Raw genomic sequence first — 14,949 nt, 5'->3', positions numbered from 1 at the left:
GGATAGATGCCTGTTACTTTTTTAGTAGCAGGCATTTTTAATTGTAAGATATTACTCAATTCTTTTGGCTTGTGTTGTAAACGATAATCCTTGTTGGCCCATTGTAGAAGTCATAATACCTTCAAAAAGTGGTTCAGAACTATGTTTAGGTAATTTCCATTCAAACAAAAAATTAGAACCTGTGCCACCAGTTATATCAATTTCATCAATAATAATTTCGGTAGTTTCCATTGGCGCCAAATAAATAGGATAATCAAAGTAAGTTCTTATTGTTTTACCGTGCGTGTCGTAATATTTAGCACTTAAAATATAAATAGAATCTTTGTCGCTTGTATTTCTTAAACTAACCATTGCCGTTAAGTTATGCTTTTTGTGCTCAGACAAACTGTAGATTTGCGAATAAATAGAAAGGTAAGATTTTCCATATTCTAGAGAATCTTTAGTCGAAATGTTAATTGCTCTCTTGGTCCAGTTTTCTGGATTTATAGAACTCAGTTCTTTTTTTTGAGTACAACTAGTTATCAATAAAATTAACGTAAAAAAAATGTAGTATTTAGTCATAATGATAAGCTTTATAGATTCAATAATTTTTTTGCAGCATTAAAAGGCGTTGTAATGCCGTTTTCTAAATTATTAATCTCATTTTGTAAGGCATTTTTAACTTGTGGATTATTATAAAAATTTGCTTTTAATTGCTGATCGATAGTAGATAACAACCAATATTTATTTTGTTCGTTTCGTTTTTGTGTAAAATACTTGTTTTCTTTTGTTAAAGAGATGTATTGTAAAATCATTTGATTAATTTTATCAATACCTTTGTTATGAAGTGCGCTAGCAGTTAATACTTTTGGTTGCCATTTACTTTCTTTTAAAGGATATAAATGTAAAGCTCTATTAAATTCTACTTTTGCAATTTTTGTATTTCTTTCATTTTCACCATCGGCTTTATTAATAACAATTGCATCTGCCATTTCAATAATTCCTCTTTTTATACCTTGTAATTCATCTCCGGCACCGGCTAATTTTAATAATAAAAAGAAATCTACCATAGAATGCACAACGGTTTCCGATTGCCCAACACCAACGGTTTCTATAATAATAGTATCATAACCGGCAGCTTCACATAAAATAATGCTTTCTCTTGTTTTTTGAGCAACACCACCTAAAGACGTACCTGAAGGCGAAGGCCTAATAAAAGCATTTTTATCTGTTACAAGCTGTTCCATTCTTGTTTTATCGCCTAAAATAGAACCTTTATTTACAGAGCTACTTGGGTCTACCGCCAAAACAGCAACTTTATTACCTTTAGAAGTTAAATATTTACCGTAAGCCTCTATAAATGTACTTTTACCAACACCTGGAATACCAGTAATACCAATTCTTATAGATTTATTTGCGTGTGGCAAACATTTTTCTAAAATTTGGTTTGCCTTTTCTTGATGTTTCGAATTAGTACTTTCTACTAGCGTGATTGCTTTACTTAAAAAAGTGATATTTCCTTCTAAAATTTTAGAAACAAATTCGTTAACAGAGTTTTGTTTTACTCTATTTAGTTTAATTTTTTCCGCAGAAGATCTACTAGTAGTTTCTGGTTGTGAAACACCATCTTTTTCGTGTAAAGCAGAAGAATTTTTGTTCATTGTTTAAGATAATATGTAAATTTAAAGATAATTAATTACAAATTTTGCAACACTTCAAAAAATGTATCGTCTTTAGAGTAAGAAAGAAGTAATGACATCAACCAAACAATTACATCAACCTATAATTAATAAATGCAAAAACAATTGCGCAAAGTCGCAAATGCAATTGTATAATTTATATTGCAACGCTATGTTTATGGTTGCAAATAGATATGTTAAAGATAGGTTTTTGGCAGAAGATGTAATGCAAGATGCTTTTATTAAGGCTTTTAAAAATATCAAAAATTACAAAAATGAAGTTGCTTTTGGTGCTTGGTTAAAAAGAATTGTAATCAATCAAAGTATCGATTTATTAAAGAAAAATAAATTAGAATTAATAGCCATAAATAACGATGTTATTACAAAGTTAGAAGAAGAAGATTGGCAAGTAGAAAACACAATTTCTGTAGATGAAATTGTAGCAAATATAAACTCGTTAAAAGAAAAATACAGACTGGTTTTAACCTTGTACTTGTTAGAAGGTTACGATCATCAAGAAATTTCTGAAATATTAAATATTACAGAAAACACTTCTAGAACACAATTGTTAAGAGGTAAAAAAGTATTAAAAGAAAAACTAAAAAACACGATGTATGCCGCAAGATATAAGAGATTCTGTAAAGAAATATAAAGAAGAAAAAATTGCTTTGTCTGTTAATCATACTAATAAATTTGAAGCTTTATTAGAAAAAGAATTGCATGGTAAAAAGAAAACTAAAATCAATTATAAATGGTTAAGTATTGCTGCAACTGTAGCTTTATTAGTTAGTATTTGTGTGCAGTTTTATCCTTCAAAATCTATTAACGAAACAAAAAAAATAACTAAAGAAATAAGTTTAGGAAGTATATCGCCAGAATTTGAAACCATAGAAAAATACTATAAAAGTAGTATTAGTTTAGAAATTAGTCAATTAGAGTTAACAGAAGAGAATAAAGAGGTTATAGATGATTATTTATCTAAAATATCAGAATTAACAAAAGAATATAAATTATTAACCCAAGAGCTCAATACAAAAGGGGTTAATGATGTTACCATAAATGCATTAATAAGTAATTTAAAATTACGATTACAGCTGTTACAACGCTTGAAAAAGCAATTACAACAACTTAAAAATTTAAATAAAACACAAAATGAAAATCAAATTATATAATACATTCAGTTTTTTAGTTGCATTTCTATTACTCGGTAATATTTATGCGCAAAAATTCGACAAAAAATATACAGAAACTTTTACCGTAAATAAAGATGTACAATTAGACATTAATGCATCTAATTCTACAATAAACGTAACTACTTGGAATAAAAATGAAGTTTCTGTAATTGCAACGATAGAAGTAGAGGGAATTTCTAAGAAAAAAGCAGAAGAGTACTTTAAAAAATGGAATTTTGAAGCACTCGGAAACAAGAAAAAAGTAAGTGTTGTCTCGAATTCTGGTAAATCTTTAGGCTTAAATAATATTGTCTTTTTTGAAAATATGGATATAAATATTCCTGATATTAATATTGCTGATATCAAAATACCAGAAATTGAAGATATAGAAATTCCAGAAATGGACTTCGATTATGACTTTGACTTTGATTCTTTAGAAGATATTGAAAAAAGAATGATAAGAGAAAATAAATACTCTTTCGAATATCATAATGATAACGAACACATCATTATTAAGTCTAAAAAAGAATGGGAAGAATTCAAAAAAACAAAACGATTTAAAGAAATTGAAGAAGAACTTAACAATTCTGGCAAAAGAATTAAAGCTGAATTAAGAAATTCTAAAAATCATTTAAAAAACATCGATAAGCAAAAGTTAAAAGAAGCTTTAAATGAGGCTAAACTCCAAATCAAAAATATTGATAAAGAGCAGATTAAACAAGGTTTGTTGAAAGCACAAGAAAGTTTAAAAAACATGAAATTTAATTTCAACTTTAATTCTGATGAAAAAGAAACAAAAGGTAAAAATGTAAAAATTAAAAAAACGATAGAAATAAAAGTACCCAAAGCCGCTACTTTTAAATTAAATACTCGTCATTGTAAAGTAAATTTACCTAACTCAGTTGCTTCTGGTAGCTTAAAATATGGCACTTTCAATGCAAATAACTTAATAGGAGGTAAGCTAAATATAGATTCATCACCTGTTAACATAAACAGTTTAAACGCTTGTACTTTATTTTTAAACAATGTAACCGATGCAAAAATAGCATCGGTTACAAATACTAATATTTTTAATAATTTTTCGAAATTAGAAATCGATAAAATCAATAAAAAAGTCTCAGTAACAGATAAGTTTGGCGAAATTACTATTAAAGGTTTTGATGCAAATTTCGAAGAGTTTATTTTAGATTTAAGTAACTCAGAAGCAATCTTAAACTTTGGTAATGTGCACTCTAAATATAAATATCAAGTAAATAAGGTTAATTTGAAAAACGAAAGAGTAAAATATTTTAAAAATGATGCAACAACTAATAACTTGTTAAAAGTAAATGGGCAATTTAGTACTATTACAATCAAGTAAAATTAGAAACACATATTTAAGTAAACTTCACTCAAATTCCATTTCTCTATTCTTAATAAAGTGCCTATCTTTATCCGCTGTAATTAGTCACTTTTTTTAATGGAACTCTACAAAGAAAATCAATTGAAAGTATACAATTCTCTTACTAAAAAGAAAGAGGATTTTAAATCGATAACAGAAGGATACGTAGGCATGTATGTCTGCGGACCAACCGTATATAGCAACGCCCATTTAGGTAACGTAAGAACCTTTATGTTTTTTGATGTGGTGTATAGATATTTATTACACTTAGGTTATAAAGTACGTTATGTACGTAACATAACAGATGCTGGTCATTTAGAAAATGATGCAGATGAAGGTGAAGATAAAATTGCTGTAAAAGCACGTTTAGAACAAATAGAACCTATGGAAGTTGTACAGCGTTATACTGTAGATTTTCATGATGTTTTAAAAAATTACAACTTTTTACCACCAAGTATAGAGCCAACTGCAACAGGGCATATTGTAGAGCAAATAGAAATGATTAAAGAAATCATAGAAAAAGGATTTGCGTATGAGGTAAATGGTTCTGTGTATTTTGATGTACACGAATACAATAAAAAAGAAAATTACGGAATTTTATCTGGTAGAAAAGTAGAAGATCTATTAAATAATACAAGAACTTTAGAAGGACAATCAGACAAGAAAAATCCGCAAGATTTTGCACTTTGGAAAAAAGCTGATGAAAAACATATTATGCGTTGGCCTTCTCCTTGGTCAGATGGTTTTCCTGGTTGGCATTTAGAGTGTTCTGTGATGAGTACAAAGTATTTAGGAGAAAATTTTGACATTCACGGTGGCGGAATGGATTTAAAATTCCCACATCACGAATGTGAAATTGCACAATCTCAAACATGTAGTGGTGTAACTCCTGTTAATTATTGGATGCACACAAATATGCTTTTATTAAATAGCCAAAGAATGTCTAAATCTACGGGTAATTTTATTCTTCCGAATGAAATTTTATCAGGAGAGAACGATATTTTACCAAAAGCATTTTCTGCAAGTGTTGTTCGTTTTTTTAACATGCAAGCAAATTACAGAAGTATTTTAGATTTTTCTGGTGAAGCTTTAGAAGCTTCGGAAAAAGGACACGCTAAATTAATGGAGACCGTTACTTTTTTAGATAAAATAGAAGCTAAAAAAACATCTACTTTTAATGTTGATTCTTGGAAAAAAGATTGCTACGCAGCCATGAATGATGACTTTAATACACCAATTTTAATTTCACATTTATTTGAAGCTGTAAAAGTGATCAATCAAATTAAAGAAAATAAAGCAAGTTTAACTGCGGATGATTTAGCAACATTTACAGCAACTATAAATGCATTTGTTTTTGATGTTTTAGGATTGATGAATGAAAATTCGCAAGACAGTTCAGAAAAAATAAATGGTGTTGTAGAGTTGCTTATAAAATTAAGAAAAGAAGCAAGAGAAAATAAAGATTGGGCATTATCAGACCAAATTAGAGATGAATTAATTGCATTAGGAATTCAATTAAAAGACGGTAAAGATGGTACAACTTTTAGTTTAAACTAATTTTTTTAGATTTTGGTTTATAAAATTAAAATGCTTTTTAAAATTTAATATTGAAAAAAATCCTTTCATATCCATTTATTCTTTTAGTTCGTTTTTATCAAACGGCCATTTCTCCGTTTACACCAGCAACATGTAGATATAGTCCAACGTGTTCTCATTATACAATAGAAGCGTTGCAAAAACATGGTTTGTTTTCTGGTGGTTGGTTAGCTTTAAAAAGAATATTTAGTTGCCATCCCTGGGGCGGTAGTGGTTATGATCCTGTGCCAGAAAAGAAAGAATAACAATTAATTTATTTAAAACAGCGATTGCTTTATTACTTTCGCACTTAGAAAAAATAAAAATATGAGTTTTTTAGCGATAGAATGGAATCCTTCTATAGGAATAGATTTAGGTTTTTTTACAGTTCGTTGGTATAGTTTAATGTTCGTAGCAGCATTTTTACTAGGCTTGCGTTTTATGAAAAAAATATATATCGAAGACAAAATTCCTGTAGAAAAAATGGATCCATTGTTTATGTATGTTTTTCTATCGATGTTAATAGGAATGCGTTTAGGAGACGTTTTCTTTTACAGTTGGGATTATTATCAGCATAATTTATTAGAAATATTTTTACCATTTAAAAAATCTGCAGAAGGATGGAAGTTTACTGGTTTTACAGGTTTTGCTAGTCATGGTGCTGCCATTGGTATTCCAATTGCGATGTATTTTTATGCAAAAAAACATTTACAAAAACCTTGGTTGTTTATTTTAGATAGATTGGCAATAATGGTTGCTTTAGCAGGATTTTTTATTCGTTTTGGTAACTTTTTTAATTCAGAGATTTATGGAAAAGAAACAGGAAGTAATTTTGGTGTAATTTTTAAAGCAGCAGGAGAAACTGCACCAAGACATCCTACGCAATTATACGAAGCTTTTAGTTATTTAGCACTATTTTTTGTGATGTGGTATTTGTACTGGAAAACTGATAAAAAACAACAAACAGGATTTTTATTTGGTTTGTTTATGGTTGTTTTATGGTCTTTAAGGTTTATAATAGAATTTTTAAAAGAACCACAAGTTCAACAAAGAGGAGAAGAATGGATATTTAGTCCGTTAAATACAGGACAAGTTTTAAGTATACCTTTAGTTTTAATAGGTGTTTGGCTAATGTTTAGAAAATCTAAAACTAAAGCTTAATTATTTTTATGGAGAAATTAAAAAAACGTTGGAATATAGAAAGTAACTGGTCTGTAGTTGCTATTTTTATTGTTTTTGCAATAAACGGTTCTTTTGCCGCTTGGGTTGCAAAACCAATTACTGCTTTTTTAGGATTAGACAGAGAAACAATATCAGGTTTTATATACTGGCCATTAAGAATATTACTTATTTTTCCGGTTTATCAATTAACGTTACCAATAGTTGGTTGGCTTTTTGGGCAATTTAAATTCTTTTGGGCTTTCGAAAAAAAGTTTTTAAGTAGATTAGGTTTAGGATTTTTATTTAAAAAAGAAGATTAATTTTCTATTAATTCTTCATTTTTTCTCTTATTTATGATGTAGCTATAAACCCACATAATGGTAAAAGTTGGTATTATATCTAAAGGTAAAATCTCTTCTAAAAAAGAAACTATACCTGCAACTTTACCTTCTTTACCTTTGTACATCTTAGTCATTATATAACCAGATATTGGCGCCCAAAGAAAATCTAAAAAAGGTACTGGTATTAAGCCAAAAGCATCTAATGCAATACTTGCTATTAATTTTTTGTATTTATTATTCATATTTAATATCTATTCAAAATTCTTGCCAAAAAATAATTATTATATTTAAAAGGCATTAGTTTAATTCTAAAATACATTTCAAAGTGAAATTTAATCAATTTAAATCAAATATAAACTCTTTTAAAACAAGCAAATTAGGTGGTTTAGATGCTCAGTTTAAATTAGCACCAGAACTTAGATTAAGATATGATGCAGATAAAATAAAAGCGAGTAATCCAAAGAAAGCTGCAGTTTTGGCATTATTTTACCCTAATGAAAATAATGAAACCACATTTATTTTAACAGAAAGAGCAAGTTATAAAGGCACACATTCTGCACAAATAAGTTTTCCTGGTGGTAAAATTGATATTTCTGATAAAAATTTAGAAGCTACAGCTGTACGAGAAGCAAATGAAGAGATTGGTATAAAAACAGAATCGGTAGAAATTATAAGAGAACTTACAGATGTTTACATTCCGCCAAGTAATTTTTTAGCAACACCATTTATAGGTTATCTATCTAAAAGACCAAAATTTATTACAAATTACGAAGTAGAAACTACCATAGAGGTTTTATTAGAAGATTTATTAAATGATACATCGCTAACAACGGTCAATTTAAGCACCTCATATATGAAAAACACAGATGTACCTTGCTTTAAACTAAATGGTTATGTTGTTTGGGGTGCAACAGCAATGATGTTATCAGAAATTAAAGAACTTTTAAAACAATAAGGTTTGTAAATTGTTTTGTAAATTTGCAGTTAACCAAGTATTAAAAATTAATCTATAATGCCTTTATTTAAAAGAAATCCTTTTGGTCATATTTTGTTTTTAAAAAAAATGATTATTAGAATTTTTGGTGTAATTTCTCATGGAAGATATCGTAAGTTTAATAATTTACAAATTGAAGGATCTGAAATATTAAGAAATTTACCAGATAGAAATGTTTTATTTATTTCGAACCATCAAACGTATTTTGCAGATGTTGCTGCAATGTTTCATGTTTTTAATGCAGCCTTAAAAGGTAGAGATGATTCGATTAAAAATGTAGGTTACATTTGGAATCCGAAATTAAATATTTACTTTGTTGCTGCCGGAGAAACTATGAAATCTGGTATTTTACCTAAATTATTTGCTTATGCCGGTTCTGTTTCTATTGATAGAACATGGCGAAGTGCTGGTAAAAATGTAAACAGGCAAGTTAAAAACTCTGATATTTCTAATATTCAGAAAGCCATTAAAGATGGTTGGGTTATAACATTTCCGCAAGGAACAACAACTCCTTTTAAACCAATTAGAAGAGGAACAGCACATATTATTAAAACTTGTAAACCAGTAGTTGTACCCATTGTTATTGATGGTTTTAGACGTTCTTTTGATAAAAAAGGCTTGTCTATAAAAAAGCGAAATGTTTTACAATCTATGGTTATTAAAGAGCCTTTAGATATTGATTATGATAACGAAACGGTTGCAGAAATTGTAACTAAAATTGAATATGCGATCGAACAACATCCTTCATTTTTAAAAGTTTTAACTGTAGAGCAGATAGAACAATTAACTAAGGAAGAAGAAGAGTTAAATAAGCAAAGAGAGTTTTGGTCTTAAAAATTAAGGCCTTCTTTTTCTTTTCAATTCAAATAAAGTGTATTCAAAACCGATAAAGAAACTATATCGATATTTTAAATCATCGTATAAATATTCTAAATCTGTTCTCTGAGTTATTTGATTTAATACACTTAATCTAAATCTGTCTCCTAAAAAGTATTCAAATTGCAAACCTGCAGATAAACTAAATAAATTTTTACCTGTTCGGTTGATAATACCAGCGCCAATACTTGGTGTTACATGAAAATTGTAATCATCTAAGACTTCCATAAAAGAAAATCCGCCAAAAGCGCCAAATCGAGTATAAATATCATCTAAAAGAGCTTGTTCAAACTCTAAACCGTACATAAAATATCCGTATTTTTTGTCTTGGGTTTCGTGTTTTAATCTAAAGTTATAATTTAAAGTTCCTGCTCGGTTACCAAGTTCATCACCCCAAATAAGAAGTTTCATGTCTTGATGTAAAGAAAGATTTACAGAATTTTGTGCTTTTAATATTGAGCAACTAGCTATAGATATAGCTAAAAATAGGATGGGGGTTATCTTTTTCAGAATCATATTTTTACTTTATTATGCACATAAAGGTACTATTTTTTTTGATTTGGTTTAAAAAATTATTTCATTTTTAAAACTTTTTCAATTTGTTCTAATTCATCATTATCAAAAATGATGTTGTCTAAAGCTTTTAAACTATCAGAAATTTGAGAAGTTTTACTTGCTCCAATTAATACAGATGTAATTCTTTCATCTTTTAAAATCCAAGAAATAGCCATTTGAGCCAAATTTTGGTTTCTATTTATTGCAATTTCATTTAATGCTTTAATCTTTAGTAAATTTTCTAAAACCATATCTGTTTTTAAATATCTACCATCTTTTATAGCTCTAGAATCTTTTGGTAAACCATTAATATATTTATCAGTTAACATACCTTGTGCTAACGGAGAAAAACAAATGGCACCAACTTTAGATTCTTCTAATAAATTTAATAAACCATCTTCTACCCAACGGTCAAACAGACTATAACGTGGTTGATGTATTAAACAAGGTGTACCTAACTCTTTTAAAATTTCAAACGCTTTTTTTGCCTCTTTTGGTTTGTAATTAGATAAACCAACATACAAAGCTTTACCTTGTTTAACCATTAAATCTAAGGCGCCCATTGTTTCTTCTAAAGGCGTGTTGTAATCTGGTCTGTGATGATAAAATATATCAACATAATCAAGATTTAATCGCTGTAAACTTTGGTCTAAACTAGAAATTAGATATTTCTTTGAACCATTATTCCCGTATGGTCCTTCCCACATATCGTAACCTGCTTTAGATGAAATAATCATTTCATCTCTATAGTTTTTAAAATCTTTTTTAAGGATTTTTCCAAAAGTAGTTTCTGCAGAACCGTATGGTGGACCATAATTATTAGCCAAATCAAAATGAGTAATTCCGTGGTCAAAGGCACATTTAATTAAATTTCTAGCATTTTTAAAATCGTCATTTTCTCCGAAATTATGCCATAAACCTAAAGAAATTTCCGGTAGTAATAATCCGCTATTTCCAGTTCTTCTATAATTCATTTTGTCATACCTTTCTTTAGAAGGAGCGTACTTTTGTTTTTTACTCATTTTGTATAGATTTTCTAAATCCCAAAGCTGCAATTAAGCCTATAATAGGGATTATGGTAAATGTTAAAAATAAATTTTCATATTCGTTAATTGTCGGATTTTCACCCAACATATAACCGTTAAAAAGAGACATAAAAATATCTGGTGTAAAACCAACTACAGATATAATACCAACTAAAGTACCTGTAAACTGTAAAGGCGTGTTGGTTTCTTCTATGATTGCAAAATATAAACCTCTTAGTGCATAAGTACCAAAAGCCATTAAAATAAAACTTGTAAAAGAAAATGCAATTATTTGGTTTTTAAAAACACCAGAACCTAATAGTAAAGAGCAGAAGATTAATAGTATAAAACTAGGAATTAAAATTTTTGAAGGTAAAAATTTATCAGCAACATACCCAATCGAAATTGCTGATAATGGTCTTAAAAACTGAATAAAAACAGCAAAATATGTAGCTTCTTGCAAACTGAAATTCCACACATCTTTTGCATAAGTACCATAAACTCCTGTAAGCTTATAAGCACAATATGCACAAAAAATAATTAATGAATGATAAATTATTTTTTTCTGTTTTAGTAAAGAGAAAGCTTTTTTAAAATTGAATTTAGCTTCTGTATTTAAATTTTTAACATCATCTTTTGGTAAGAATTTCCAAACTAAAAAGGCAATTAAAAAAACAATACAGGTTATTGCTCCAATTATGTATTGTAAAGTTTCTATTTTAGTTTCTTGGCTAATTTCTAGGGCATTTTTAGGAAAAAAGTATGTAAGAATACTTGCGCCAAACAAAGCGATTGAAGCTGCAAAAAAGCCTCTACCACCATCCAATAAACCAAATGATAATCCTTGATTGTTCTTATTTCCCCATTGCCTAGTTGCTTTTATAAGCGATGCCCAGAATAATAATATTGTAGAAACTCCCCAAAATCCATATAATATTTTTAAGCTATTTATAGATGGAATCATAGTCATCCAAAATCCACCAAAAGCAGTTAAAATTAAAGATAGCGTAAGTAATTTTCTTGCTTGCCATTTGTCTGCTAGAAAGCCACCAGGAAAATAAGAAATAACAGCTGTTAAGCCATATAATGCTTGGGCTTCACCAATTTCAGCATCAGAAATTACAAAAACATCTCTAATAATTGGTTTAAAAACACGCATTAAAATAAACGGAAGTAAAAAAATAGCTTCGCCTGCAATAATTAGCGTAAGCATAGAAGCTATTTTATTTTTGTTTTGCATTGTACTAAGATAATGCTTCTTTTAGAATAGTTATTGGGTGTTTGGCAATTCGTTTTGTACCGTCGTAAATTTGATGTCTGCAACTTGTACCCGCAGCGGCAATTTCTGTTTCTTTAGGTGTATTTCTAATTTTTGGAAATAAAGTATCTTCGCCTACTTGCATAGAAATTTGGTAATGTTCTTTTTCATAACCAAAAGAACCTGCCATACCACAACAACCAGAGTTTATAATTGTTACGTTATAATTTTTAGGAATATTTAAAATTTGAAAACTTGCGTGTGTACCAGATAAAGCTTTCTGATGACAATGCCCATGAACCTTTAAAGTTTTAGTTTTATTAGTAAATACATTAGTATCAAACTTTTTGTTTTCTAATTCTTTTGCAAGAAATTCTTCAAAAGTAAACACATTTTTTGCAATTTTTTCTGCGGATTTTTTGTCATCTGCTAATCGAATATATTCATCTCTAAAAGTTAAAATAGCAGAAGGTTCTATTCCTATTAAAGGGGTTTTCTCTGTAATAATATCTTTAAAAATAGTTACATTAAAATTACAAACAGCTTTAGCTTGTTTTAAAAATCCTTTAGAAATATAGCTTCTTCCAGATTCTTCATGATTTACAATTTTTAAATTATAGCCAAGTTTATCTAATAAGTAATAAGCATCTTTACCAATTTCTACATCATAAAAGTTAGTAAATTCATCACAAAATAAATAAACTGTTTTTTTATGTTTTGTAATTGGTTGTTTTTTATACCATTTTTTTAAAGTTGATTTTGCTAATTTAGGTACTGTTCTTTCTTTAGCAACACCCATGGCAGCTTTTGCAAACGGTGTATTTAAAATAGCATTTGTTAAACTAGGTACAATGCTACCCAACTTATTGTATTTTACATTTTCTGCAAATAATTTAATTCTAAAAGAATAACCATTTGTTTCTTGATATTGATATAAAAATTCTGCTTTCATAGTAGCAATATCAACATTACTTGGGCATTCTGAAGCACAGGCTTTACAGCTTAAACACAAGTCAAATACTTCTTTTAACTCTTTATGATTGAATTTATTTGCTTCTTTAGAATTTGTTAGAAATTCACGTAAAGTATTTGCTCTTGCACGTGTGGTATCTTTTTCGTCTTTTGTTGCTCTATAACTAGGGCACATTGTTCCGCCAGCTTCTACGGGTTTTCTACAATCGCCAGAACCATTACATTTTTCTGCTAATTTTAAAATCCCTTCACTGTCAGAAAAATCTTGAATTGTTTTAATTTCTGGCTCATCACGATCAATTTCATAACGCAAATTCTCATCCATAGAAAAAGCATCTGTAATTTTACCTTTGTTAAAAATATTATCGGGATCAAAAGCTTTTTTTATTCTTCTTAGCAATTGATAATTTTTTTCACCAATCATTAACGGAATAAATTCTGCACGTACAATACCATCCCCATGTTCGCCGCTAAAGGAACCTTTGTATTTTTTTACCAATTCTGCAGTTTCAGTAGTTATTTTTCTAAATAAAACAACATCTGCCTTCTTTTTTAAATTTAATATTGGTCTTAAATGCAATTCACCAGCGCCAGCATGTGCATAATACACAGCATTTTGCTTGTATTTAGACATTATTTGGGTGAATTCTTCTATATAATTTGGCAAATCTTCTAGGGCAACCGCTGTATCTTCTATACATGCAACCGCTTTCATATCGCCAATCATATTACCTAAAGCACCTAAACCTGCTTTTCTTAAATAATGAACTTTTGCAATGTCTTTACCGTAAACTTTAGGGTGATGATAACCTAAATTATTTTTTTCTAAATCTTTAATTAAATTATCGGCTAAAACCTCTGCTTTATCTAAAGAATTTGCAGAAACTTCTAACATTAAAACAGCTTCTGGATCACCTTTTAAAAAGAATCGATTTTTTGCCAAATCTCTATTGTTTTTAGTACAATCTAATATGGTTTTATCCATAAGCTCACAATTGTATAAATTATGATTCATTGCAGTTACAGTAGCAATTAAGCTTTCGTTTACACTTTTAAAATGCGTACAAACCATTATACTTTCAGTAGGTGGTAAATCGTCTAATTGAAGTGTAATCGATGTAGAAAAAGCTAATGTGCCTTCGCTACCACTTAGAAATTTAGCAATATTAATTGTAGATTCAGTTCCGCCAAATAAATCTGAAGATAAAAACTCATCAACTGCATAACCTGTGTTTCTTCTATGAATTGTTTCTTTCGGAAATTCTTTTTTTATTTCTTTCTGATTTTCAATTTGAGATAACTCAGAGTAAATTGCTCTATAAATTTTACCTTCTTGCGTATTTTCTTTTATTTTTTCAAGAAACTCATCAGAAGTAATTTCATTAAAAGTAGCAGAACTTCCATCACTTAAAATGGCTTTAATTTCTAAAACTTTGTCTCTAGTTACACCATATTTTATAGAAGTGCTTCCTGATGAATTGTTACCAACCATTCCGCCAATCATACATCGATTAGACGTAGAAGTATTTGGTCCAAAAAACAATCCGAATTCTTTTAAATAAACATTTAAAGAATCTCTAACAACACCAGGTTGAAGTGTTACAGTTTTATTTACTGCATCAAAAGAAATAATTTTTGTAAAATGTTTAGAAACGTCAACTACAATACCATCACCAACACATTGGCCTGCAAGAGATGTACCTGCTGTTCTTGGTATTAAAGTCGTGTTGTTTTTTTTTGCAAATTCAATTAATGTTTTTAAATCTTTATCATTTTTAGGAAAAGCAACCGCTAAAGGTATTTTTCGATAAACAGATGCATCTGTAGCATACAATGTTTTATGTAAATTGTCGAATAAGACGTCTCCAGAAAGTGAATTATGAAGTTGTTTTAAAACAGTATTTTGAATCATTTTCTTTTTTAAATAGGTGTTGTTAAAACAAATATCTGAATAAAATAATGATAATTACAGAATAGGGAA

General features: G+C 28.8%; 16 protein-coding genes. 9 read left to right on the top strand and 7 right to left on the bottom strand.

Annotated features, from left to right (window positions below):
- Positions 1 to 51: 51 nt before the first annotated feature.
- Entirely contained in the window at positions 52 to 561 is a 510-nt protein-coding gene (locus WG950_RS02900; RefSeq protein ID WP_340934069.1) for a DUF3124 domain-containing protein, read from the bottom strand.
- 11 nt (positions 562 to 572) lie between these two features.
- A complete protein-coding gene (gene meaB / locus WG950_RS02895; protein WP_340934068.1) occupies positions 573 to 1,640 on the bottom strand; it encodes a methylmalonyl Co-A mutase-associated GTPase MeaB in 1,068 nt (355 codons plus the stop codon).
- 91 nt (positions 1,641 to 1,731) lie between these two features.
- Between meaB and WG950_RS02890 the strand changes: the two genes are divergently transcribed.
- The 7 genes from WG950_RS02890 (at position 1,732) to WG950_RS02860 (ending at position 7,267) form a co-directional block, all read left to right on the top strand.
- Complete coding sequence (locus WG950_RS02890; RefSeq protein WP_340934067.1) at positions 1,732 to 2,310, top strand: RNA polymerase sigma factor; 579 nt, start codon at positions 1,732 to 1,734, stop codon at positions 2,308 to 2,310.
- The gene (locus WG950_RS02885; RefSeq protein WP_340934066.1) at positions 2,273 to 2,830 is read left to right on the top strand and encodes a hypothetical protein; all 558 of its coding nucleotides are present in this window, start codon (positions 2,273 to 2,275) and stop codon (positions 2,828 to 2,830) included. The genes WG950_RS02890 and WG950_RS02885 overlap by 38 nt, the downstream gene beginning before the upstream one ends.
- Positions 2,811 to 4,190, top strand: coding sequence for a hypothetical protein (locus WG950_RS02880; RefSeq protein ID WP_340934065.1), 1,380 nt, complete (start codon positions 2,811 to 2,813; stop codon positions 4,188 to 4,190). The genes WG950_RS02885 and WG950_RS02880 overlap by 20 nt, the downstream gene beginning before the upstream one ends.
- 99 nt (positions 4,191 to 4,289) lie before the next feature.
- On the top strand, positions 4,290 to 5,768 hold the full coding sequence (cysS, locus tag WG950_RS02875) for a cysteine--tRNA ligase (protein ID WP_340934064.1): 1,479 nt from the start codon (positions 4,290 to 4,292) through the stop codon (positions 5,766 to 5,768).
- A 50-nt stretch (positions 5,769 to 5,818) separates the two neighbouring features.
- A complete protein-coding gene (gene yidD / locus WG950_RS02870; RefSeq protein WP_077809146.1) occupies positions 5,819 to 6,052 on the top strand; it encodes a membrane protein insertion efficiency factor YidD in 234 nt (77 codons plus the stop codon).
- A 61-nt stretch (positions 6,053 to 6,113) separates the two neighbouring features.
- Entirely contained in the window at positions 6,114 to 6,947 is an 834-nt protein-coding gene (lgt, locus tag WG950_RS02865) for a prolipoprotein diacylglyceryl transferase (RefSeq protein ID WP_299060819.1), read from the top strand.
- Between the two features lie 8 nt (positions 6,948 to 6,955).
- Positions 6,956 to 7,267, top strand: coding sequence for a DUF6787 family protein (locus WG950_RS02860; protein WP_340934063.1), 312 nt, complete (start codon positions 6,956 to 6,958; stop codon positions 7,265 to 7,267).
- On the opposite strand, the gene WG950_RS02855 is transcribed toward WG950_RS02860, so the two are convergent.
- Positions 7,264 to 7,530, bottom strand: coding sequence for a hypothetical protein (locus WG950_RS02855; protein ID WP_079738720.1), 267 nt, complete (start codon positions 7,528 to 7,530; stop codon positions 7,264 to 7,266). The two genes, WG950_RS02860 and WG950_RS02855, sit on opposite strands and share 4 nt — an antisense overlap.
- A gap of 83 nt (positions 7,531 to 7,613) precedes the next feature.
- On the opposite strand from WG950_RS02855, the gene WG950_RS02850 reads away from it, so the two are divergent.
- Both WG950_RS02850 and WG950_RS02845 read left to right on the top strand, forming a co-directional pair.
- Positions 7,614 to 8,243 (top strand): CoA pyrophosphatase, encoded by a 630-nt coding sequence (locus tag WG950_RS02850; protein WP_340934062.1) that lies wholly within the window; start codon positions 7,614 to 7,616, stop codon positions 8,241 to 8,243.
- 57 nt (positions 8,244 to 8,300) lie between these two features.
- Positions 8,301 to 9,116, top strand: coding sequence for a lysophospholipid acyltransferase family protein (locus tag WG950_RS02845; RefSeq protein WP_077809151.1), 816 nt, complete (start codon positions 8,301 to 8,303; stop codon positions 9,114 to 9,116).
- 3 nt (positions 9,117 to 9,119) lie between these two features.
- On the opposite strand, the gene WG950_RS02840 is transcribed toward WG950_RS02845, so the two are convergent.
- The 4 genes from WG950_RS02840 to WG950_RS02825 form a co-directional block, all read right to left on the bottom strand.
- The gene (locus tag WG950_RS02840; RefSeq protein ID WP_299060806.1) at positions 9,120 to 9,569 is read right to left on the bottom strand and encodes a hypothetical protein; all 450 of its coding nucleotides are present in this window, start codon (positions 9,567 to 9,569) and stop codon (positions 9,120 to 9,122) included.
- 161 nt (positions 9,570 to 9,730) lie between these two features.
- On the bottom strand, positions 9,731 to 10,735 hold the full coding sequence (locus tag WG950_RS02835; RefSeq protein WP_340934061.1) for an aldo/keto reductase: 1,005 nt from the start codon (positions 10,733 to 10,735) through the stop codon (positions 9,731 to 9,733).
- The gene (locus WG950_RS02830; RefSeq protein ID WP_340934060.1) at positions 10,728 to 11,951 is read right to left on the bottom strand and encodes an MFS transporter; all 1,224 of its coding nucleotides are present in this window, start codon (positions 11,949 to 11,951) and stop codon (positions 10,728 to 10,730) included. Before WG950_RS02830 ends, WG950_RS02835 begins: the two co-directional genes overlap by 8 nt.
- 31 nt (positions 11,952 to 11,982) lie before the next feature.
- Positions 11,983 to 14,880: an FAD-binding and (Fe-S)-binding domain-containing protein gene (locus WG950_RS02825; protein WP_340934059.1), complete on the bottom strand. Its 2,898-nt coding sequence runs from the start codon at positions 14,878 to 14,880 to the stop codon at positions 11,983 to 11,985.
- Positions 14,881 to 14,949 lie beyond the last annotated feature (69 nt).

It is taken from the genome of Polaribacter marinaquae, from assembly GCF_038019025.1.
GTDB lineage: Bacteria > Bacteroidota > Bacteroidia > Flavobacteriales > Flavobacteriaceae > Polaribacter > Polaribacter marinaquae.
The sequence above is the reverse complement of the archived record's forward strand: the minus strand, read 5'-3'. Positions and strand labels throughout refer to the sequence as shown.